The following is a 20,278-nucleotide window of genomic DNA, read 5'->3' on the forward strand; positions in this document are numbered from 1 at the left end:
AGTGTGTAGTTATTGCTCAGCTAATAGTGCTCTTACGTCATCCATCATTTGTTCCGCTTCAGCGTAAAGACTAGCTTGTTCGAGTAATGCCTCACGGCCAGCCCCTTTAACAGCTTCACTGCGTACATCTAATACAATGGGTATTGCCATGGGTGATACTTTTTCCAAAGCGACAAATTGGGTGCGCCCCACATAGCGGATCAATAAATCGCCTAAACGACTGAGATCCAACAGCTCTCGCTCTGCATCTTCGCGAGTTACTTTTAGTAAAATATGGTCAGGGTCGTATTCACGTAAGGTGTCGTAAATTAAATCGGTTGAAAAGGTGACTTGGCGCATACTTTTTCGCTGGCCGTGGTATTGCTGTTCGATTAAACCACTGACCATTGCAACACGGCGAAAAGAGCGTTTTAGCATTGGCGATTCCAACATCCAGTTTTCCAATTCGTCGCCGAGAATGTCCGGGCTAAATAGCTGGTCAATATGTGCGGCAGTAACCGGTTCAACTGAGCAAATCGACAAACCATAATCGGTGATACTAAAGCTCAGTGGCTTAAGCTTTAGCTTTTCCATCCGGCGCGTAAGCAGCATGCCCAATGTTTGATGGGCCTTGCGGCCATCAAAAGTATAGAACAGCGTAAACTGCGTTTGGCGATGTGGAAATTGCTCTATCAGTATCGTGTCGCGACTTGGGATATGGGAAAACTGTGCTTGCAGCGACAACCACTCCTGCACATCAGTCGGTAAACGAGGCCAGTCTTGCGGATTGTCTAATAAGCGCTTTACGCCTTCAGCCAAAAAGGTCGACAATGGCATTTGCCCGCCCACATAACTAGGGATCTTGGGCTCGCCCGCTTTGCTCGGTCGGGCTTCAAGAAACATATCGCGGATACATTCGAACTGCAGCATTTCGCCGGCAAACAAGAAAGTATCGCCTTTGACTAATTGCTGGGCGAAGTACTCCTCGACTTCACCGATTACCTTGCCTTGGTGCGCGCGGCGCAGTCGCTTTACTTTTAATCTCCCCGCCTCAACTATGGTGCCGACATTCTGTCGATGGCGCTGGATAATGCGTTTTGACGCCGGCCGGTAGAGGCCATCTTCACCCAGCTCCAGCCGCCGGTAGCGCTCATAAGCTTGCAGAGCATAGCCACCGTCTTCGGTGAATTGCCACAAGGCTTTGAACAGTTCCTCTTCCAAGTCAGCATAAGGTGGTGCGGTGCGTACCATCTTGTATATAGTTTCAGGCCGTGATGCTTGGCTGCACAAACAGTTGACGATAAATTGTGGGATAACGTCGAGCGCGCCACTGTAAAAAGGCTCACCATCCAGTTGTTGCTCGGCGATAGCCTTGATCGCTGAGTCACATTCCAACGCTTCAAATCGATTGGCTGGCACTAATAAGGCTTCTGATGGCTCATCCATTCGGTGATTACTGCGACCAATGCGTTGCAGCAGGCGGCTCACGCCTTTGGGGGCACCGACTTGAATTACCAGCTGAATATCGCCCCAGTCAATCCCGAGCTCTAATGCCGATGTAGAAACCACGGCACGGATCTTACCCGCCGCCATCAGTGATTCGGTTTTACGACGTTGTTCTTTGGAGAGCGAACCGTGATATATCGCAATAGGTAGTGCTTTGTCATTCGCTTCCCACAGAAATTGAAACAGCAATTCCGCTTGAGCGCGTGTATTGACGAATACCAGCGCTGTTTTGACCGTTTGGATGGCAGCATAAATCTCAGGCACTGCGTACTTTGCCATAAATCCACCAAAAGGAATTCGGTTTTTACTGTCTAAGATCCGTACGTTTGGCAACACATGAGATTTTACCTGTTGAATGGCCACCGGCTGCTCAGTTGGACCTAGCCAGCGCGCCAGTTTATCCGGCTCAGCCACTGTCGCTGACAGACCAAAGGTTAATAACTGCGGTGAAAGCTGGCGTAACTGTGCGATCGCCAAAGCGGTGAAATCGCCGCGCTTTCCCGCGGCAAATGCGTGAACTTCGTCAACTACAATGGTTTTTAACTTGCCAAAAATCCGTTCGGCGTCCGCATAGGACAGCATCAACATCAGCGATTCTGGTGTGGTTAAAAAGATATTCGGTGGTTTCTTGCGCTGCCTTTGACGTTTGTGACTTGGGGTGTCACCCGTGCGCGTTTCAATCGTAATGTCCAACCCCATTTCTGCAACCGGTTGGAGTAAATTGCGCTCGATATCGTGGGTCAATGCTTTCAACGGTGAGATATATAAGGTATGCATCCCAGATTGCGGATTAGCGCTCAAATCTACCAATGATGGTAACAGACCGCTTAAGGTTTTACCTGCACCAGTAGGTGCAATTAGTAGTGTCGATTGACGCTGTTCAAACGCGTCCAACATTGCCTGTTGGTATTCGCGCAGCTGCCAGCCACGGCTATCAAACCATTGTTGAAATTGAGTCGGTAAATTGGGCGATTTTTGCTTCATCTGACAAAAACGCACTTACCAGACAGTCGGATCAACTACTTAAGCGCTTTTTCCCAAAACATTGCATGGCCTGAATTATCATCCAGGGCATAACCTGAAAAGCCAAATTTTTCGTAGGCATTTTGCGCGCGCTTATTGCCTTCCAAAACTTCGAGCGTAATTTTGCAACAGCCGTGTTGGCGAGCAAACGACTCTATCGCCTGCAATAATTGTTGCCCGACGTGTTGTCCACGTAGGCCGTCAGCGACGTAGCAATCGTGAATATTCAACAAGGGACGCGCTTTAAACGTCGAGAAGCCCATAAAACAGTTAGCGAGCGCTACCGGTTTCTTTTGACCATCACCTTCGCATTGATAGCCAATAAACGAATAAGCGTAAGGTAAAACGCGCAGGCGCTCAATTAATCGTTGCTTCACCTCTTGGTCAAGCCCTTGATTGCCCCCCATAGGGTCAGACGCGTAGGCGTCTAGTAACATGACAACATCATTGGCGTGGATAGGATTATTGTAATCGGCAAGACAAAATTCGATGGTCATAGCGCAGGTCTTATTAAAACTAAAAGTGCAATATGCCATAACTATCCTTGATTTCGAACCCACAATTAACGAGTGCATCCAAAAGTGGGTTGTAGTCGTAGCAGAGATAATCTTTTGCAATTTATAAGTAGCGTGCTGAACACCCAACATCCTCGCGATTGGATTGAAACGCGTCCGCAAGGCCTATATTGCCGACCTGCGGGCTGTTTTATTGATCCACACAAACCCGTTGCGCGTGCAATTATCACCCATGGTCACGCCGACCATGCGCGGCCGGGTAATCAATGGGTTGTTGCCACACCGGCGACGTTGGATATTATGCAGCTACGCTACGCTGAACAAGCCTGGCAAGACCACGTCGCGTTAGCGTACGCCCAGCCACTGTGTTTAAACCCTGAGGCGGTAGAGGCAGAGCAAGTTACGCTAACTTTTCAACCCGCAGGGCATATTCTTGGCTCTGCACAAGCCCTGCTCGAATACGCCGGCAGTCGGCTGGTGATCTCCGGTGATTACAAGCGCCGCCACGACCCAACCTGTGAAGCTTTCGAGGTAACGCCTTGCGATGTTTTTATCACTGAAGCCACCTTCGGTCTGCCGGTGTTTAAACACCCTCCAATTGATCAAGAAATCGAAAAATTGCTCGAGTCCATGCGGGTATTCCCCGATCGCTGCCACTTAGTCGGCGTTTATGCGTTAGGTAAATGTCAGCGCGTGATTCTAGCGCTGCGCGAGCTAGGTTATGACGAGCCCATTTTCATGCATGGTGCGTTAATAAAGATGTGTGAGCTGTATCAATCCCATGGTATCGAGCTTGGGTCATTAATAGCAGTCAATGATGTGAAAGATAAACGTTCACTGGCAGGCAAAATTGTGCTTGCACCGCCGTCAGCGCTAAATGATCGCTGGAGCCGCAAATTACCGAATGTGCGCACCGCGATGGCGTCAGGCTGGATGCAGATACGAGCCCGCAGTAAGCAGCGCAACGCTGAGTTGCCCTTGGTGATATCAGACCATTGTGATTGGCCTGAATTGCTGCAAACCCTCACCGACGTTAACGCACCGGACGTATGGGTTACTCACGGACGTGAAGAAGCACTGGTCTATCAAGCGACGAATATGGGCTTTCGGGCACAAGCTCTGTCGCTACTTGGTTACGAAGAGGAAGACGACTAGTGGAAGCCTTCGCCAAGTTACTGGAGCTGCTGTACTTTACCAATAGTAAGTTGACTAAAACTGCCGTTATTCACGATTATTTGCGCAATACGCCTGATCCCGATCGTGGCTGGGCGATTGCAGCCATTGCTGGCACCCTCAAGTTTGATATGTTCAAGCGCGCTCTGATTAAGAAGCTTATTTTGGAACGCGTTGATGAAACACTGTTCGCACTGAGTTACGACTACGTGGGTGAAATGAGTGAAACGGTCGCCCATTTATGGCCGAATAGTGCCGACAAAACAGCGATTCAATTACCTTCTCTAAGCGAGGTTGTAGAACATTTTCAACAGGCTAAAAAAGCCGATGTTGAACACTACTTAGTTGAGCTCCTTGATAACATGACGCCGGCCCAGCGCTGGGCTTTGGTTAAGCTCGGCACCCGCGGGTTGCGCGTCGGAGTTTCTGCGCGCTTGCTGAAGCGAATCCTCGCGGAATATGGCAATACCAATATAGATGAAATCGAAGCACTTTGGCATGGGTTAGAGCCGCCGTATCTTGACCTTCTGGGCTGGCTTGAGGGTAAAGAAGAAAAACCGGATGTCAGCCAACGAGTTACCTTCAATCCCGTCATGCTTGCCCATCCCCTGGATGAAGAAAAGCTGCAAGGCCATCAAGCAGACTATATCAATCTGTGTGACTGGCAAACAGAGTGGAAATACGACGGCATTCGCGTGCAGTTAGTCAGTACACCCAATGGTAAAGCGCTGTTTAGTCGCACCGGTGACGACATTAGCCATAGCTTTCCGGATCTCCTGGCAAAAATCGATTTTGAAGCGGTCTTAGATGGTGAATTGCTGGTGATCCGCGACGGTCAGATTGGTAGTTTTAATCAGCTCCAGCAACGCCTCAACAAGAAGAAGCCCTCCAAGAAACTACAGGCCGAGACACCGGTTGGCATAGTGGTCTATGATGCGCTGAACATAAATGGGGAATCTGTGACAGCGCAACCATTGCAACAACGCCGCGCGCTTTTAGAGCAGTGGTATGCCGACCTTAACGTCGAAAGCTTGTTACTTTCCAGCGTATTGTCCCCAACCGATATTGCTGACTTAACTGCGCTGCGCCAGCAAGCGACCGATACACAACACAATGCAGTTGAAGGATTAATGCTCAAGCGCTTGGATTCAACTTACGTATCAGGTAGGCCTGCCAATCAGTGGCTGAAATGGAAGCGCGATCCTATGCAGTTGGACGCTGTGATGATGTATGCCCAGCGCGGCAGCGGGAAACGCTCATCATTTTACTCAGACTATACATTTGGCGTGTGGGATGATGGTCAGCTTGTACCGATTGGCAAGGCATACTCGGGGTTTACCGATGCGGAACTGAAGGAGCTCGACCGCTGGGTAAGGCGCAATACCATTGCCCGTTTTGGTCCAGTCAAAGAAGTAAAAAAGGCGCTAGTGTTAGAAGTTGCATTTGACTCCGCCCACCATTCAAATCGCCATAAATCTGGTATTGCATTGCGTTTCCCGCGGATCCACAGGATCCGCTGGGATAAACCGGCTAACGAGGCTGATATTTTAGCAACAGTGAAAAAACTAATTCCAGATCAAGCGTGAGCACTCGGCCGGGTGCTAACAGCCTCATACCAACGCTTTAAGTTAGTTTGTTCGTCTTGCATACGCACATCAATAACACGAGCAAAGTCGATAGCACAAAGTGCAGTGATATCCGGCAAGGTAAACGTGTCACCTGCGATAAACTCGGTTTCGCCTAAGCGGCGGTCTAACAAACGCAGAAACTTAGTGGCGTTTTTACCTGCTTCAACGCCAAACTCAGGGACCGGCGTCATGCGATCTTTGAAATAACCGGTGGAATGCTGAAAACACAAACCAACTTGCATGAACAAACCGAATTCAACTTGTCTTGCCCATTGCATGACTATGCCTTTTTCCACCGCTCCAGTTCCCATTAATGGCGGCTCTGGGTGCAAGGTTTCAAAGTAGGTACAAATAGCATCTGATTCACTGATACAAGTGCCATCATCGAGTTCCAACACCGGAATTTTGCCCAGCGGATTTTTTGCCCGCATCTCTTTTGATAAATTCTCACCCGCTTGCAAATCAATTTGCTTGGTAGGCACCTCAATGCCCTTTTCGGCGAGGAAAATTCTTACTCGACGTGGCGTTGGCGCAGTTTTCGTATCGTACAGCAACATAATTAAAGCCTCTTGGTAATTGCAATTATTAGCCTATAAAGCAGCGGCTTAAAAAACCAATTATGAACACTAGGGCGTGTTGATCTTTGCGGCACGCCCTAATATCCGTTTATAAGTAAACGGTGTTAAGCTAACAAGATTAGTTCAATAAGGAAATCTACACCAATGCAATTCAAGCACTTAGCCTTGCTCGTCCTGCTGTTCATTGGCACCTCAATCAGCGCTTGTGCCGTTGATAATAAAACAGCCGTTTTACCTCAGTACGAATACCAATACAGCGACGAACTCGCAGACACAGTGACACAAACTACTGAGCGAGCGATTGCGAATGACAAACTGTTGTTACTCGTATTAGGTGCCCATTGGTGTCATGACAGTCGGGGACTAGCAAGCTCAATGTCGACCCCCGAGGTGAATGAAGTTGTCCAAACTCGCTTTGAAACCTTGTTTATTGATGTGGCGTACTATCGCGATGTGCGTTGGTTGACTGAGCAATACCGCTATCCCGGTTATTTTGCCACGCCGAGTGTGATGGTGATTGATCCGAAGACGAATCAACTACTCAACATGCAAACTATGCCGATGTGGAATACCGCACACGACGTTGCCGTAGAGGATGTTGAAGCGTACTTCGCTACTATCGGCGATAATCCTGTTAATGCGCAGCGCGATGCTAAAAAGGACCACTTGTACCAGCAAGTGGAAGCTTTTGCTAAACGCGAAACTGATCGTTTATTTGCCGCATTTCGGATCATTGGTCCGTTGATGCAGCAAGCTATTGAAGACGAACTTGAAGACGAGACATATTTAGTCGAAGTCGCCGAAGCTGCCTATGACTTTAGGATGCAGCTGCAAAAAGATATTCATGCACTTTATGCGCAAGTCGATCAGAATGACGAAGATGTTGAATTAAGCTTTCCACAATACCCTGCAATGGTGTGGGAATCGGCAGATTAGTCCGTTTTCTGGGCAAAAAAAAGCGAGCTTAAGAGCTCGCTTTTTTGTTCATTCTGGCTAGTTTAGAAAACTACCTGAACCATTGCCGAACAAGTGCTTGAAGCTTCTTCACACACTTGATACAGATACGCACCACCGCCCTTGCGGTTAAGTGCATCGGTGTAAGCACCGTCATTTGCCGTAGTCGCAATTAACTGACCGTCGCGATAGATATCAACATTAGTAGATGTTGCACCTTCCCAAGTCAAGTTAGTGTACTGTAAGCCCTTGCTCTTGAAACCGTTAGCCGAAAGCGTTAGGTCACCTGACGGCGGTGGTGGTGGAGGTGGCTCAACGCTGCCACATGAATTAGCCGTTAAGTATGCATCTGCTGCTGCAGCTTGAACCATACCGTAACCGAAATACACGTCTTTACCCGGAGCACCACTATCTAGAGCTGTCGCTTTAAGGGCTGAACGGATATCTTCACCTGAACAGCTTGGGTGATTTGACCATACCAATGCAGCGACACCAGCAACTGTTGGTGTAGCCATTGATGTACCGCTTAAGAAGCCGTAATCGCTCGCGCCAATAGTGATATCCATTGTGCTAGCTGTTAATAGCGCGCTGCGGTCTTCTAAAGCTGCACCTACTGCTGGAATGCTAGTAGTATTGGTGTCGCCCAGCGTACCGTAAAGCACACCCGGTTCGTTGTTGATGATAACCGCACCAACACCGCCTGATTGCTCACAGTTGTTCACTTTGTCGAAGAAAGAGATAACACCACGGTCTATCACACACACTTTACCATTTGCACCGCTATCAACAGCTTCTGCAGTACCCATGAAATAAGTACTACCCGACGCATTGCCAACGTTTTCCATTGCTGCAGAAACGTAAGCACTGCCGTCAGCATTTAAACCTGAAGAAGTCGCAAGACCCGCTGGGAAAGTTGAAAGTGTATCAACACCACCTGCCGTTACTTCCACACAGATAGTTTCGTCTGTAGAAGTGCGCTTACCGCGACCTGTTGTACAGCTAGGGAATTGTGAGAATGTAGCAATGTCGTTATTGGCATCGTTAGCACCAATCATCATTACGGCTGGGTAACCAGCAGGGTATGAACGTACAGAGTTTCCGTCGTTACCAGCTGCAGCTACGATTAAACCACCGTCAGCTACGAATGAATTGAATGCATTTTCTTCAGTGCTGTTGGCACCGCCGCCACCGAGGCTCATATTAATGATGTTAGCGCCAGCTGCTGAACACAACTGAGTCGCTTTGGCTAGGTCAGATGAATAACCCCAACCTTCTGCGTTAAACACTTTGATGATGTGCATATCAACACCCGGTGCCATACCAATAACACCAAATGTGTTATCCGCTGCACCTACAGTGCCCGCTACGTGAGTACCGTGCTCCCCACCAGCGTCAAACCAGTTTCCTGTGCCTGGATCGTTGTCACCCGTGATTCTGTCCCAAAGGAAATCTGGGTTAGATGAATCTAAGCCTGAGTCGATAACACAAACTTTCATGCCTGCATTAGGGTCAAAAGTCACTTGGTCAGACTGTGACTGGTAGTAACCGTATGGCGTAATTTGTTGTGCCATTGGATCGCCGAGATCGTCGCTGAATGACATCAAGCGACGAACTTGGTCAACTTCTACCAATTTTACGTGAGGGTTATTGAGTAGACCTTTAATTTGGTCAAGATTCTTACCGGCAAACTCAAGTGCGATAAAGCCATCACCTTCAACTTTAAGCTCACCGCCTGCTTGGCGGGCTAAGTTTTTAACAATGCCTTTTCCTGGATTATCAACTTGAACGATAACACGCTCAGACGCTTGCGCTGCAGTGGCTGTTAAAGCCAAGAGCGTAGCCGTTACGAGCGGCTTTAATTTTAAATTTTTCATAGGATGAGGTCCTAACTACTTGTTGTTGTTTTGAGTATTTACGCTGCTTAGGCAACAAACTCTTATTGTTATAATTATCGTTTATAAAGACTCATTCAAAGGATGAATCGCTTGGCACCATACGACAAGCGCGACGAATTAACAATATGAAGCGATAAACTGCATTAACTCATTTTTTACAAACCAATGTTTTTAAAGGTGATTTTTTTCAGAAGAATATTCGGCTATACGTCTTTTGGTTGAATTTTAAACATTTATCGACGAAGAAATAGTCGATGCTTTGCTCCCTCGCCCATTATTGGTTAATCTGCCCGCACACTTTTAATCACTCACAGCTGTGCTACAAACACCAATGACAGAAAAATTTCGCGTTCCGCATACGTTAATCTTATTACTTGGCATGATGTTGGTTGCCTACATCGCCACCTGGCTTGTACCACAAGGCTTTTTCGATACTGTCACATTAGACAATGGTCGTCAGGCCGTAGTTGCAGGCACTTATAGCCTATCCGATGAGCAAGTTCGTTTATCACCAATGGACTTCTTAGTCGCAATACCTCGTGCGCTCGCTGCTGCACAAGACGTGATCTTCTTTGTGTTTATTGTTGGTGGAGTGCTTTCTATTGCGCGTGCAACGGGCACCATTGACGCCCTTATCGGTCGATTACTTGAGCGCTTTGGCAAAAATCCTCACCTGCTAATATTTATGGTAATTTTTTGTTTCGCACTTGCATCTGGTGCGATAGGGACAGCAGGAGAATACATACCTTTTGTTCTGATCCTAGTTGGACTGTGCAAGGCGATGCGGCTAGACGCCATGACTGCGGTGGGCATGGTTGTGGTTGGATACGGTATTGGATACGGTGTATCGGCATTTAGTCCATTTACCGTGATGGTTGCCCAACAAGTCGCTGATGTGCCTTTATATTCGGGCATTGAGCTGCGCTTAGCGATTTTTGTGCCGTTTGTACTGATTGGCTTTCATCATGTGTGGCGCTATGCCAAGTCTGTCCAAGCTGACCCCAACAATTCAATGACGGCATCACTACCTTGCCCATTAGGCGGTAATGACAACACTGACTACCCTGCTCTAAACTTGCGTCACAAGATCATTTTGTTTGGCCTCGTAACTGCCATTGCTGCCGCAGTGTGGGGCATTTCCCAGCGCGGTTGGTATTTGTATGAGCTCGGCGCGATCTTTATCCTCTGGGGAGCAGTTACAGCAATCGTTGGCCAGCTTGGGGCCGATGAAGCTGCTGAGCGCTTCATTGATGGTGTCAAAGATTTAGCCACTACCGCAATACTCATTGGTATCGCACGGGGTATTGCTCTGATAATGGAAGACGGCCAAATATTGCATACCCTAGTGCACGCGATGTCGATGCCACTTTCTCACTTAGGTGCAGAATTGGCAGCCGTCGGCATGTTTATTATGCAAACCATCCTAAATCTATTCATTCCTTCAGGCAGTGGCCAGGCTTATGTGACCATGCCGTTAATGGCTCCCGTAGGTGACTTAATCGGCGTAAACCGTCAAATAGCTGTCTTGGCCTATCAGTTTGGAGACGGTTTCTCGAACATGATTATCCCAACCAATGCGGTATTGATGGGGATTATTGGCATGGCAGGCGTTCCCTATCACCTTTGGTTTAAGTTCTGCTTTCCGCTAATCCTTAAACTAATGTTCGCTGCGTCCATTGTTTTAGTATTAGCTGTTGTGTTTGATTACGGTGCAGATGTTCAGCCACAAATATCAGCGCTTCATGGGTTAACGCAGGTGGTTACAAGTCAGCTGAGTTAAACCGACAGCTTGTGTTTTAGCTGGTCTTTATAGCGGCGTGATACCGGTAGTGTCACGCCACTTTTTAATGTCACTTCACCATCGCCACTAGAGCTATATTGAATATGCTCAATCGCTTTGTGGTTAACTGCATGAGAACGATGGATTCGGGTAAACTGACTATTCAACTTAGTGGTTAATTGACTCAAGGTACTGCGCAGTGGATAGATACGCTCGCCCACGTATAAATTGACATAATTGCCCGACGCTTCTAACCAATCAACCTCATTGATTTTAACTAAAAACTCCTTGTCGAGTTTCTTAACCAGTAAATGCTCTGGTAACGCACTAGGCGCAGTTACTTCTTCGGCTTCGCTATTGGCAATAATATTGGCTTCACCGGCAATCCTGCTCAAGACCCGATGATAAATATTAAATACTAGTAGAAAGAAGACATATCCCCACACATCCTTACGGTACTCGTAAAAAAACTCGCGTAATACCGGCCCGAAATCATAATTGCCACCCGCCAATGAATAAACCCCTTCACGCATTGCGACCATTAGTGATACATGGCCGATGGCATATAACAGACTAACGCCTGCATGCATTAACAACTGTCGATAGGGGTATGAAAAGCGCAAGGGATACCGTTGCCATACCCAGAATATCAGTGGCAATAACAAAAAATTAGCGAGGAGGCTGGAATATTCCCAAACAAACAACTCCCACAAGGCAAATTCGGGTTGGCCATCGCGCGTGATCTCCATCCACACCGACGTTGCATTAATGGTGTTGTTGATCACCATGTAGATCAGCAGAGCTAGCAACAGGAAACGATTCGGCGCGGCGGTAATTTTTTTCAACCAACGCTGTAAGCGTGGTGAATTTTCATCCCTGCTATCCACCGCTTGTCCCTGAACACCATCAACACCGCTATTTTGAGCTGTTTTCATGTGCATGAATCATCCATTGTCAATGGCCTAAAAGTAAAGGAGATCGACTTTAATGACAACACAACAGCGACGTTACGATATCGATTGGTTACGCACCTTGGCTTTTTTTATCTTAATCGCTTACCACATTGGTATGTATTACGTGTTCGAATGGGGCTGGCATATTAAGAGCGAGCATCAGAGTATTTGGCTGCAAGATGTGATGATATTAAGTAATCAGTGGCGTATGTCATTGCTGTTTTTTATTTCTGCAATGGCTCTGAGCTTGTACCAGCTGCACAATCCCCACCAAGGCGTTATTGGCTTGCGCAGTAAACGCTTACTGATACCGCTAGTCTTAGGGATGCTGGTCATTGTTCCACCGCAACTTTATGTTGAGCTGCATGAGATTTCTGACTACAGCGCCAGCTACCGGTCTTTTTTAAGCGATTATTACAATCTCAACACAACGTTAGCACCTGAGCGTCACTCACCGCTGGGATTACTCACGTGGAACCATTTGTGGTTTCTTCCCTATGTATTTGTGTATTCAGTTATCACCGTTGCGTTGCGTCCTTTACTTGTGAAAATATGCCAACTGGCATTACTGCAAGGCGCTTCGTTATGGTCATTTATCGCTGTATTAGTAGGGGTGATGTCAATTATTTGGTTAAACCTGCGTCGCGAGTTTCCGGTGACTCATGATTTAGTCAATGACTGGTATAGCCATGCTAAATATTTTTGGGTATTTATCGTAGGCTACTGTTTACCCCATTTGAATGGTGTGTGGCGCGCCCTTATTCGGCGCCGTTGGTATTTACTGGCTATTGCCATTGCCTGCTACGCCTTCTTGATTGCAGATAGACACGGGGCTTGGTCACTGCTTGCCGATCAGTTTGAACATAACTTAGCCGTGCGTAGCTTCTACGCAATCGTTGTAACTTTAAATCATTGGGCCTGGATAATCTGCCTGGTTGGGTTAGCGGGTGCTTACTTGCGGTTTTCTAATGCCTTTTTAGTCTACGCTAATCGGGCCTTGTTGCCGTGGTACATCATGCATCAAACGCTAATTGTAGTGGCGGCCGCGTGGTTAAAACCGCAATCAATCCCTGTAGGTATCGAGTTTGGGATGATCGTGGCATTTACTCTAGTGGGTTGCACGCTAACTTACGAAATAGTGAAGCGCTTTACGATCGGGCGTTGGTTATTCGGGTTGAAATAGTTACGGGTACGTACCTAGGCAGTTAACGGTGTCTGGCTGCCTTAGGCTTTCATGTACGCCTGAATGTAATTGACTGCTTCACTGCTTACGCAGCGCCATTGCTGAGAGAAAGGGTTGTATTGCATACCTGTGCTATCAACAAAATCTAATCCATGCTGAGCAGTCCATTGGCGCAACTCGGAGGGTTTGACAAATAAGCGCCAATCATGAGTCCCTTTGGGCAGGTAACGCATGACATATTCAGCACCTAGAATCGCAATGATGTAGCTTTTTATCGACCGGTTCAGTGTGGCTAACAACAATTGACCACCGGGCGCGACTAGCTGACAACACTCTTTAATCAATTGTGGTTGGTCGGGTACGTGCTCCACAACTTCGGCATTAATAACCACGTCGAACTGTTCACCTTGTGCAACCAATTGGTCGCTTAACATGTGTCTATAGTCAACTGCTACACCTGACGACTGAGCATGTCGACGCGCTATTTCGACACTGACGGCACTTGCATCAATACCTGTCACATCAGCGCCCAATATCGCCAGAGATTCGGCAATTAAACCACCACCGGAACCCACATCCAAAATCCGAAGGCCCGACAAGTCTGGTCCATCAACGCTGCGGTTTGCATGGGCAGCAATAGTAGGAACAATCCAGCTTAAACGCTCTTGGTTAAACGCCAAAGCCGTTTTGAATTTACCCTCTGGATCCCACCATTCTTTAGCCATTTCATCAAATTTGGCCACTTCATCAGGCGCAAGAGTTGAATTGTTATTTAACTTCGGACTAAGCTGACTTTTGTCTAACATCGTATAGTGCTCATAGCTATTGTGTGATTGCATCACACATTTATACGTTAAAACAACCAAAGAGATTACCATGCCAAACGCTCGAAATGTTCTAGGTGAACCATTACAGTTATGCTGTGGCAACACAGGATTTACGCGCGAAGGGTTTTGTTATGTTCCTACCAGCGACGTAGGCAATCACAGTGTATGTGCCATAATGACCGACGAGTTTTTGACCTTTTCCCAAAGTCGCGGTAATGATCTTAGTACGCCAAATCCAATGTACGACTTTCCCGGTTTAAAGGCGGGTGATCGTTGGTGTTTATGTGCCGGTCGCTGGCTAGAGGCACACCAAGCCGGGGTTGCACCTAAAGTTATATTAGCCGCTGTTAATGAGGCGGCACTAAGTGTCATACCACTGGAAGTTTTGCAGCAATACGCCTTTGAATAATGACCCGCTATTGGCCAAACCAATAGCCGTTTATCATTAAATTAGATTGGGCAAACGCGCCCAAATCGGTACAGTGAACGTCACTTTATTGAAATAAGGACACGTTATGTTTAGTCACATTATGTTGGGCGCCAACGATATTGAAGAATCGAAACGGTTTTACGATGCGACTTTAGGCGCTTTAGGCTACAAGCCAGGGGTTATCGATCCCAAAGGCCGCTGTTTCTATTACACCGACACGGGTGTCTTTGCGTTAAGCAAACCCATTGATGGCGCCCCCGCGTGTCATGGTAATGGCAGCACCGTAGGTTTCGCTGCAGCAACACCAGAGCTAGCTGATGCGTGGCATGCTGCGGGTTTAGCCAACGGCGGTACAGCTTGTGAAGAGCCTCCGGGAATGCGCGATAATGGCATAATGAAATTATACCTTGCCTATTTACGCGATCCGTCAGGCAACAAAATCTGCGCATTACACCGGCCAAAACAATAATACTTTAATTGTTAGGTTTAGAGCACGCCGGGATTCTCGGCTTAGGTGTGGCTGCCTTTCTCGCAGCCACTCTATTACCCTTAAGTAGTGAAGTTGTTTTAACTGCACTGATCGTTCAAGGCGATCCGGTTGTTACATTGGTCATCGTCGCATCTATAGGCAACGTATTAGGCTCACTCACCAACTATGCACTTGGTTTATACGCCGGCCGACCGCTGGCTCAACGCTGGTTGTCAATCTCAGATAAAACACTCAATGAAGCTGAGGGCCGCTTTAGGCGCTATGGTTTGTGGTCATTAACAATGTGTTGGGTGCCTGTAATTGGTGACCCACTCACTGTGGTTGCCGGGCTTATACGCGTTCCCGTAATCTGGTTTGTATTCATTGTCAGTATCGCCAAAACCACCCGGTATATAATCCTTAGTCAGATGGTATTGGCAACTTTGTCAGCCTGAAAAGCGCGCTTAACAGCGATTTAGGTGCTTCCTCAATGCCCTGTACTAATCCCCAGCAACAGCGACGCCGTGACGCTCCAACAATTTGTAAGTTTCATCGATTAAGCCTTGCATCCGCTCGCGTTCATCGCTAAACGAGGCTTTTATGTCGTCGCTAGCACATTCGTCCAGCCGCAAATATTCTGATATTAAATAACTGATCATTGGCGACATATCGTTGGCTTCTGTTCCATCGGTGCGCAATTCTGCAGTCATCCTCGATAGATATTTGGTAGTCGTATTAACCTGCTCTTGGTATTTAACCTCTGTAATTGAAAATACTTGACAGCTTGAATCCGTGCTAACTTGTGATTCAGCATCTTGATCATCAACCATCATCGCAATTATTTGCGTAATAGCTTCAAGGGTAGAGACATCTTCTACGTCTTTATAACCCGAAATCATCTCTTTCAGGTTGAATAAAATTGAAGTAGATACTGCAACCCAAAACAAAATAAACAATAACAACCCGATACTTAAAATACCGGTAAAGACTTTTAATAAAGACCCAATGCGAAGATGGCGCTTAAGTCGAGCTTGACTGTGACCTGTCATAATCGATGCAATTTCGATTTTTAGATCATTCATACCGCTTGCAGTATGCTCGTATTTTAATGTCGTCGACTGCTGGATTAACCGTGTAATAATATGATTGCGGTGCTCTTGGTGCTGATATGCATCGTCTAACGTTACAAAGATCAGTTTATCTTGGGGATTGTGAACCGAAAAAAATTCGACCTCTTTTGCTACCCAAGATGAAGCCAAAGACTTTTCGCTGACAATAACAATGAGATAGGTTGAGTTTGCCAATGCCAGATTTAATGAGTCAGCTAGATTTGCCGAAGTAGGCAACTCATCTGCGTCGCGAAAAATTGGAAACAAGCGCTTTTGGCTGTTACCAAACAGAGGCACTCGCATGTTCTCGAGCACATGATGCAGCTTATCGACGAGCTTTACATCGGCATGTGCATAACTGATAAATGCTTGATAAATAGCCATCTTGTAACCATTCCTTTAGTTGCCCTGGATACGAAATTGTTCGTAAAATTTATCCATTGAACTTGATGTGTCGCTCACGCACTGCAGAGTTGAAAGGCTAAGTACTATCAGCACGACTAGAATAACCGCGTTTTTTACTTTATTTTGACGTTGCGTTAATTCTCGATAAGGAACATCAAAGATAGCTGCCGTAAACTTCTTCACCGCGATACCGCGACTGTGTGCATCTGGTCCCGCCGCTACTGCAATCGGTTCAGACTTAATCTCAGTTGTGTTGCCCGCCGTATCATAATCAAGCAGCAGCGCTGCTGGAAAGTAGTCGTCAATCTTCTTTTTTTTGTCTTTCTGCTGCTCGTCGCCTACAACGCTCTGCAGGTCTTCACCTAACACCAATGCAAAGACATTCTTACTGCGCATCTTAAACTCAATGAGTAATCGATTAAGCGCGACATCGTTTACACTTGACGCCGAACAAATACACAACAGTAAACTGTCAGCTCGAATTAATGACAAGTCAGTAGCGTCTGTCAGACGTTGAAAATCAACATCTTCAATGGCCAATTTAGTATTTAATGTTTCTGGGAGGGTCTGTTGATAATATGAACGCTGTATACTATTGACTTCGCTCAAATCAAAATCATTGTAAAGTATCCAAACTACCATTGCGCCAATGTCCTTATCGGTGGTTAAACAGTGCCTGCCTAATGGTGATTAATCATAGACAGCCACTGTTTTTTCGCAAGTTTTCCTACGCGTTAGGATCGCGGATCACCAATAAACGGATTTCTGTCATATCGGCAATGGCATAGCGAATACCTTCGCGCCCCAAACCTGACTCTTTAACACCGCCATAAGGCATATTATCGACCCGCCAGCTTGGTACGTCACCAATCACAACACCGCCCACATCGAGCACGTCCCAGGCTTTATGCGCTTTGTATATATCACGTGTAAAGACCCCAGCTTGTAGACCAAACTGACTGTCATTTACACTTTCTAAAGCGGCATCAAAATCGCTAAAAGAACTGATTATAGACACTGGGCCAAAGGCCTCTTCAGCGTTTACCTTAGACTCATGTGGTGCATTTTCGAGGATTGTTGCGTCCAGCATAGCACCATCTCGCTTACCACCACAAAGCAATGTCGCACCGCCTGCAACGGCTTCATTAACCCACTCTTCTAAGCGTTTAGCTTCTGATTCAGCAATCATCGGTCCAATAAAGGTATTTTCATCGAGTGGATCACCATGAACTAAGTTAGCCACTTTATCGACATAACGCTGTTTAAAATCGGCATAAATACTGTCGTGTACCAAAATCCGTTGCACACTGATACAGCTTTGACCGGATTGATAATAGGCACCAAACACAATGCGTTCGATGGCATCGTCTAAATCGGCATCCGCGTCTACGATACAAGCGGCGTTACCCCCTAACTCGAGAATCACAGGCTTCTTACCGGCTCGTGCTTTTAGGTCCCACCCGACATCAGGCGAGCCTGTGAAACTCAGTAACTTAAAGCGCTCATCGGTGGTAAACAGATCCGCACCATCACGTGAGCAAGGTAGAATAGAAAATGCACCTTCTGGGAGATCTGTTTCAGCCAGTACCTCACCCATAATAATCGCACCTAGTGGTGTGCGAGAAGCCGGTTTCAAAACGAAAGTACAACCTGCGGCAATTGCTGGCGCGACTTTGTGTGCTGCCAAATTCAATGGGAAGTTAAATGGAGAGATGAAAGAGCAAGGACCAATGGGTACATGCTTATACATACCCGTATAACCTTTTGCCCGTTCAGTGACCTCTAAATTAGTAACCTCACCATTTATTCGCACAGACTCTTCGGCGGCAATCCGGAAGGTATCTATTAGGCGAGTGACTTCGCCGCGCGCATCTTTGATGGGTTTCCCTGCTTCAATACACAGGGCATAAGCAAGCTCTTCGAAACGCTCAGTAAAGCGAGTGACGCAATGATTGAGCACTTTCTGCCGTTCATAAGGCCGCATTGCCGTCATGGCTGCTTGGCTTTTCTCTGCTGCATCAATTGCTTGGTCAATTACGCCCGCGTCTGCCATAGCAACCGAGGTCGCCACTTCGCCAGTATATTTATTGGTTACCTTAAGGTCTTGATTGGCGTATACCGCTTTGCTCGCCAAAAAGTAAGGGTAGGCTTGTTGTAGTGATGACATAAAATATCCTTAAAGTTTGCTACTGAGTTCGCGAATCGTCTTGTTTAACGTTTGGTCGTTGAGGCTATAATCAACCGGCACATCGATTAAATGTACGGCGGGCTCGTTCAGGCATTTTGTGAGCAATGGCCCCAATTCCGCCGTGCTCTCAATACGCCAACCTTTACCGCCATAAGACTCTATATATTTGACAAAATCCGGGTTGCCATAATCCAAACCAAAGTTTTCAAAATCCATATGAGCTTGCTTCCATTTGATCATGCCATACGCATCGTCACGCAATATCAACACAACAATGTGTAAGTTCAACCGCACCGCCGTTTCAAGCTCCTGACTGTTCATCATAAAGCCGCCATCACCACAAACCGTTATAACGGGTTTTTGTGGATACACCATTTTCGCCGCCATCGCTGATGGCAAGCCGGCCCCCATTGTGGCAAGGGCATTATCGAGTAGTAAGGTATTTGGAAAATACGCGGGATAATTGCGTGCAAACCAGATTTTATACACCCCATTATCAAGTGTGACGATTCCGTCTTTAGGCATTGCTTCACGCACAATTTTAACAAAACGTTCAGGCAAAATTGGGAATCGGTCGTCTTGTTCACTGGCCTGCCGATGGGCGACATAGGCGTCATGTACGTCGCGGTAAAAGTCTAGCTTCCAAGAGCTTTGCGGGCTAATGTTTTCTTTGATTTGCCAAATGCTATTGGCAATATCGCCAATCACTTCGAGTTGTGGGAAATACACCGGATCAACTGCAGCAGAGTCAAAGTTTACGTGGATCACTTGCTTACCATCCTTATGCATAAAGAAAGGCGGCTTTTCAACAACATCGTGTCCAACATTAACAATCAGATCCGCGCGACTTATGACTCGGTGGACAAAGTCACCATCCGATAGCGCTGTATTCCCCATAAATAATGGATTTGTTTCATCGATAACACCTTTACCCATTTGCGTAGTAATAAATGGGATCCCCGTTTTTGCGACAAACTCGCCTAACATCTTAGACGTCAACTTGCGATTTGCACCTGCGCCGATGACCAAAATTGGTGATGTGGCTTGCTCAATCATTTCGACCGCTTTATTTATTGCCTTATATTCGGCAATGGGGCGACGGGCCACTGACGCTTCTAATAATGGAGCTGAGGTCATTTCTGCTGCGATATCCTCGGGCAGCTCGATATGCACAGCGCCGGGCCGTTCTTCATGAGCGAGACGAAACGCTTCGCGCACTACCGACGGAATACGGTCACCACTGACAACTTGCGTTGTGTATTTAGTTATAGGCCGCATCATGTCGACTGCATCAATGACCTGAAAACGGCCCTGTTTACTGGTTTTAATCGGTTTTTGACCAGTGATCATTAAGATCGGCATCGCGCCAAGCTGCGCATAAGCCGCAGGCGTTACTAAGTTAGTTGCACCAGGGCCCAATGTGGATAAACACACACCGACCTTGCCGGTTAATCGCCCATAAGTTGCCGCCATAAATCCCGCGCCCTGCTCATGTCGGGTTAAGATTAACTTTATGGAAGAGCTTCGTAACGACTCCAATAAGTCCAAGTTTTCTTCGCCGGGAATACCAAATACATATTCAACACCTTCGGCTTCCAACGCTTTAACAAACAGATCTGACGCTTTCATTGACACTCCTAATCACGGTGTTACAAGATTGCAACGCAACTCTCTAGCTCAACG

18 protein-coding genes are annotated in these 20,278 nt (G+C 46.9%); 8 read left to right on the forward strand and 10 right to left on the reverse strand.

Going from position 1 to position 20,278, the window contains the following annotated elements; all coding sequences use genetic code 11:
• Positions 1 to 9 precede the first annotated feature (9 nt).
• Positions 10 to 2,469, reverse strand: a complete 2,460-nt coding sequence (locus QTP81_RS00200; RefSeq protein ID WP_289362911.1) for a ligase-associated DNA damage response DEXH box helicase — start codon at positions 2,467 to 2,469, stop codon at positions 10 to 12.
• A 35-nt stretch (positions 2,470 to 2,504) separates the two neighbouring features.
• A complete protein-coding gene (locus QTP81_RS00205) occupies positions 2,505 to 3,005 on the reverse strand; it encodes a GNAT family N-acetyltransferase (RefSeq protein ID WP_289362912.1) in 501 nt (166 codons plus the stop codon).
• A 114-nt stretch (positions 3,006 to 3,119) separates the two neighbouring features.
• Here QTP81_RS00205 and QTP81_RS00210 point away from each other — a divergent pair, with 114 nt between their 5' ends.
• Together QTP81_RS00210 and QTP81_RS00215 are read left to right on the forward strand one after the other, a co-directional pair.
• On the forward strand, positions 3,120 to 4,178 hold the full coding sequence (locus QTP81_RS00210; RefSeq protein ID WP_434532956.1) for a ligase-associated DNA damage response exonuclease: 1,059 nt from the start codon (positions 3,120 to 3,122) through the stop codon (positions 4,176 to 4,178).
• Entirely contained in the window at positions 4,178 to 5,782 is a 1,605-nt protein-coding gene (locus QTP81_RS00215; protein ID WP_289362913.1) for a cisplatin damage response ATP-dependent DNA ligase, read from the forward strand. The genes QTP81_RS00210 and QTP81_RS00215 overlap by 1 nt, the downstream gene beginning before the upstream one ends.
• On the opposite strand, the gene QTP81_RS00220 is transcribed toward QTP81_RS00215, so the two are convergent.
• Positions 5,773 to 6,381: a glutathione S-transferase family protein gene (locus tag QTP81_RS00220; RefSeq protein ID WP_289362914.1), complete on the reverse strand. Its 609-nt coding sequence runs from the start codon at positions 6,379 to 6,381 to the stop codon at positions 5,773 to 5,775. The genes QTP81_RS00215 and QTP81_RS00220 overlap by 10 nt on opposite strands.
• Before the next feature lie 165 nt (positions 6,382 to 6,546).
• Here QTP81_RS00220 and QTP81_RS00225 point away from each other — a divergent pair, with 165 nt between their 5' ends.
• Complete coding sequence (locus tag QTP81_RS00225) at positions 6,547 to 7,338, forward strand: hypothetical protein (protein WP_289362915.1); 792 nt, start codon at positions 6,547 to 6,549, stop codon at positions 7,336 to 7,338.
• 62 nt (positions 7,339 to 7,400) lie between these two features.
• Here QTP81_RS00225 and QTP81_RS00230 read toward each other — a convergent pair whose 3' ends face one another.
• Positions 7,401 to 9,230 carry a S8 family serine peptidase gene (locus QTP81_RS00230; RefSeq protein WP_289362916.1) on the reverse strand — a complete coding sequence of 610 codons (1,830 nt, stop codon included), beginning with the start codon at positions 9,228 to 9,230 and terminating at the stop codon, positions 7,401 to 7,403.
• Between the two features lie 352 nt (positions 9,231 to 9,582).
• On the opposite strand from QTP81_RS00230, the gene QTP81_RS00235 reads away from it, so the two are divergent.
• Positions 9,583 to 11,031 (forward strand): YfcC family protein, encoded by a 1,449-nt coding sequence (locus QTP81_RS00235; protein ID WP_289362917.1) that lies wholly within the window; start codon positions 9,583 to 9,585, stop codon positions 11,029 to 11,031.
• Here the strand turns inward: QTP81_RS00235 and QTP81_RS00240 are convergent.
• Positions 11,028 to 11,966 carry a LytR/AlgR family response regulator transcription factor gene (locus QTP81_RS00240; protein ID WP_289362919.1) on the reverse strand — a complete coding sequence of 313 codons (939 nt, stop codon included), beginning with the start codon at positions 11,964 to 11,966 and terminating at the stop codon, positions 11,028 to 11,030. The two genes, QTP81_RS00235 and QTP81_RS00240, sit on opposite strands and share 4 nt — an antisense overlap.
• A 52-nt stretch (positions 11,967 to 12,018) precedes the next feature.
• Here QTP81_RS00240 and QTP81_RS00245 point away from each other — a divergent pair, with 52 nt between their 5' ends.
• Complete coding sequence (locus QTP81_RS00245; RefSeq protein WP_289362920.1) at positions 12,019 to 13,167, forward strand: acyltransferase family protein; 1,149 nt, start codon at positions 12,019 to 12,021, stop codon at positions 13,165 to 13,167.
• Positions 13,168 to 13,208: 41 nt separating this feature from the next.
• On the opposite strand, the gene ubiG is transcribed toward QTP81_RS00245, so the two are convergent.
• Entirely contained in the window at positions 13,209 to 13,973 is a 765-nt protein-coding gene (ubiG, locus tag QTP81_RS00250) for a bifunctional 2-polyprenyl-6-hydroxyphenol methylase/3-demethylubiquinol 3-O-methyltransferase UbiG (protein WP_289362922.1), read from the reverse strand.
• A gap of 70 nt (positions 13,974 to 14,043) precedes the next feature.
• On the opposite strand from ubiG, the gene QTP81_RS00255 reads away from it, so the two are divergent.
• The 3 genes from QTP81_RS00255 (at position 14,044) to QTP81_RS00265 (ending at position 15,348) form a co-directional block, all read left to right on the forward strand.
• Positions 14,044 to 14,403, forward strand: coding sequence for a DUF2237 family protein (locus QTP81_RS00255; RefSeq protein ID WP_289362923.1), 360 nt, complete (start codon positions 14,044 to 14,046; stop codon positions 14,401 to 14,403).
• A gap of 106 nt (positions 14,404 to 14,509) precedes the next feature.
• Positions 14,510 to 14,893, forward strand: coding sequence for a VOC family protein (locus QTP81_RS00260; RefSeq protein ID WP_289362924.1), 384 nt, complete (start codon positions 14,510 to 14,512; stop codon positions 14,891 to 14,893).
• Between the two features lie 47 nt (positions 14,894 to 14,940).
• Positions 14,941 to 15,348 (forward strand): YqaA family protein, encoded by a 408-nt coding sequence (locus QTP81_RS00265; RefSeq protein WP_289362926.1) that lies wholly within the window; start codon positions 14,941 to 14,943, stop codon positions 15,346 to 15,348.
• 45 nt (positions 15,349 to 15,393) lie between these two features.
• Here the strand turns inward: QTP81_RS00265 and QTP81_RS00270 are convergent, their stop codons facing one another.
• The 4 genes from QTP81_RS00270 to QTP81_RS00285 all read right to left on the reverse strand — a co-directional run bounded on the left by QTP81_RS00270 (position 15,394) and on the right by QTP81_RS00285 (position 20,224).
• Positions 15,394 to 16,386: a toll/interleukin-1 receptor domain-containing protein gene (locus tag QTP81_RS00270; protein ID WP_289362928.1), complete on the reverse strand. Its 993-nt coding sequence runs from the start codon at positions 16,384 to 16,386 to the stop codon at positions 15,394 to 15,396.
• 15 nt (positions 16,387 to 16,401) lie between these two features.
• Positions 16,402 to 17,049 (reverse strand): hypothetical protein, encoded by a 648-nt coding sequence (locus tag QTP81_RS00275; RefSeq protein WP_289362930.1) that lies wholly within the window; start codon positions 17,047 to 17,049, stop codon positions 16,402 to 16,404.
• A gap of 85 nt (positions 17,050 to 17,134) precedes the next feature.
• Positions 17,135 to 18,574, reverse strand: a complete 1,440-nt coding sequence (locus QTP81_RS00280) for an aldehyde dehydrogenase family protein (RefSeq protein ID WP_289362932.1) — start codon at positions 18,572 to 18,574, stop codon at positions 17,135 to 17,137.
• A gap of 9 nt (positions 18,575 to 18,583) precedes the next feature.
• Positions 18,584 to 20,224 (reverse strand): acetolactate synthase large subunit, encoded by a 1,641-nt coding sequence (locus tag QTP81_RS00285; RefSeq protein ID WP_289362933.1) that lies wholly within the window; start codon positions 20,222 to 20,224, stop codon positions 18,584 to 18,586.
• Positions 20,225 to 20,278 lie beyond the last annotated feature (54 nt).

This window comes from Neoalteromonas arenosi (assembly GCF_030362855.1).
In the GTDB taxonomy this organism is placed as follows: Bacteria; Pseudomonadota; Gammaproteobacteria; order Enterobacterales; family Alteromonadaceae; genus Alteromonas_E; species Alteromonas_E arenosi.

Bases quoted from the DNA above. Each gene is read 5' to 3' on its own strand.
- QTP81_RS00200 (WP_289362911.1), bottom strand. From the start codon at position 2,469: ATGAAGCAAAAATCGCCCAATTTACCGACTCAATTTCAACAATGGTTT.
- QTP81_RS00270 (WP_289362928.1), bottom strand. From the start codon at position 16,386: ATGGCTATTTATCAAGCATTTATCAGTTATGCACATGCCGATGTAAAG.
- ubiG (WP_289362922.1), bottom strand. From the start codon at position 13,973: ATGTTAGACAAAAGTCAGCTTAGTCCGAAGTTAAATAACAATTCAACT.
- QTP81_RS00245 (WP_289362920.1), top strand. From the start codon at position 12,019: ATGACAACACAACAGCGACGTTACGATATCGATTGGTTACGCACCTTG.
- QTP81_RS00240 (WP_289362919.1), bottom strand. From the start codon at position 11,966: ATGAAAACAGCTCAAAATAGCGGTGTTGATGGTGTTCAGGGACAAGCG.
- QTP81_RS00275 (WP_289362930.1), bottom strand. From the start codon at position 17,049: ATGGTAGTTTGGATACTTTACAATGATTTTGATTTGAGCGAAGTCAAT.
- QTP81_RS00260 (WP_289362924.1), top strand. From the start codon at position 14,510: ATGTTTAGTCACATTATGTTGGGCGCCAACGATATTGAAGAATCGAAA.
- QTP81_RS00280 (WP_289362932.1), bottom strand. From the start codon at position 18,574: ATGTCATCACTACAACAAGCCTACCCTTACTTTTTGGCGAGCAAAGCG.
- QTP81_RS00225 (WP_289362915.1), top strand. From the start codon at position 6,547: ATGCAATTCAAGCACTTAGCCTTGCTCGTCCTGCTGTTCATTGGCACC.
- QTP81_RS00220 (WP_289362914.1), bottom strand. From the start codon at position 6,381: ATGTTGCTGTACGATACGAAAACTGCGCCAACGCCACGTCGAGTAAGA.
- QTP81_RS00285 (WP_289362933.1), bottom strand. From the start codon at position 20,224: ATGAAAGCGTCAGATCTGTTTGTTAAAGCGTTGGAAGCCGAAGGTGTT.
- QTP81_RS00230 (WP_289362916.1), bottom strand. From the start codon at position 9,230: ATGAAAAATTTAAAATTAAAGCCGCTCGTAACGGCTACGCTCTTGGCT.
- QTP81_RS00235 (WP_289362917.1), top strand. From the start codon at position 9,583: ATGACAGAAAAATTTCGCGTTCCGCATACGTTAATCTTATTACTTGGC.
- QTP81_RS00255 (WP_289362923.1), top strand. From the start codon at position 14,044: ATGCCAAACGCTCGAAATGTTCTAGGTGAACCATTACAGTTATGCTGT.
- QTP81_RS00205 (WP_289362912.1), bottom strand. From the start codon at position 3,005: ATGACCATCGAATTTTGTCTTGCCGATTACAATAATCCTATCCACGCC.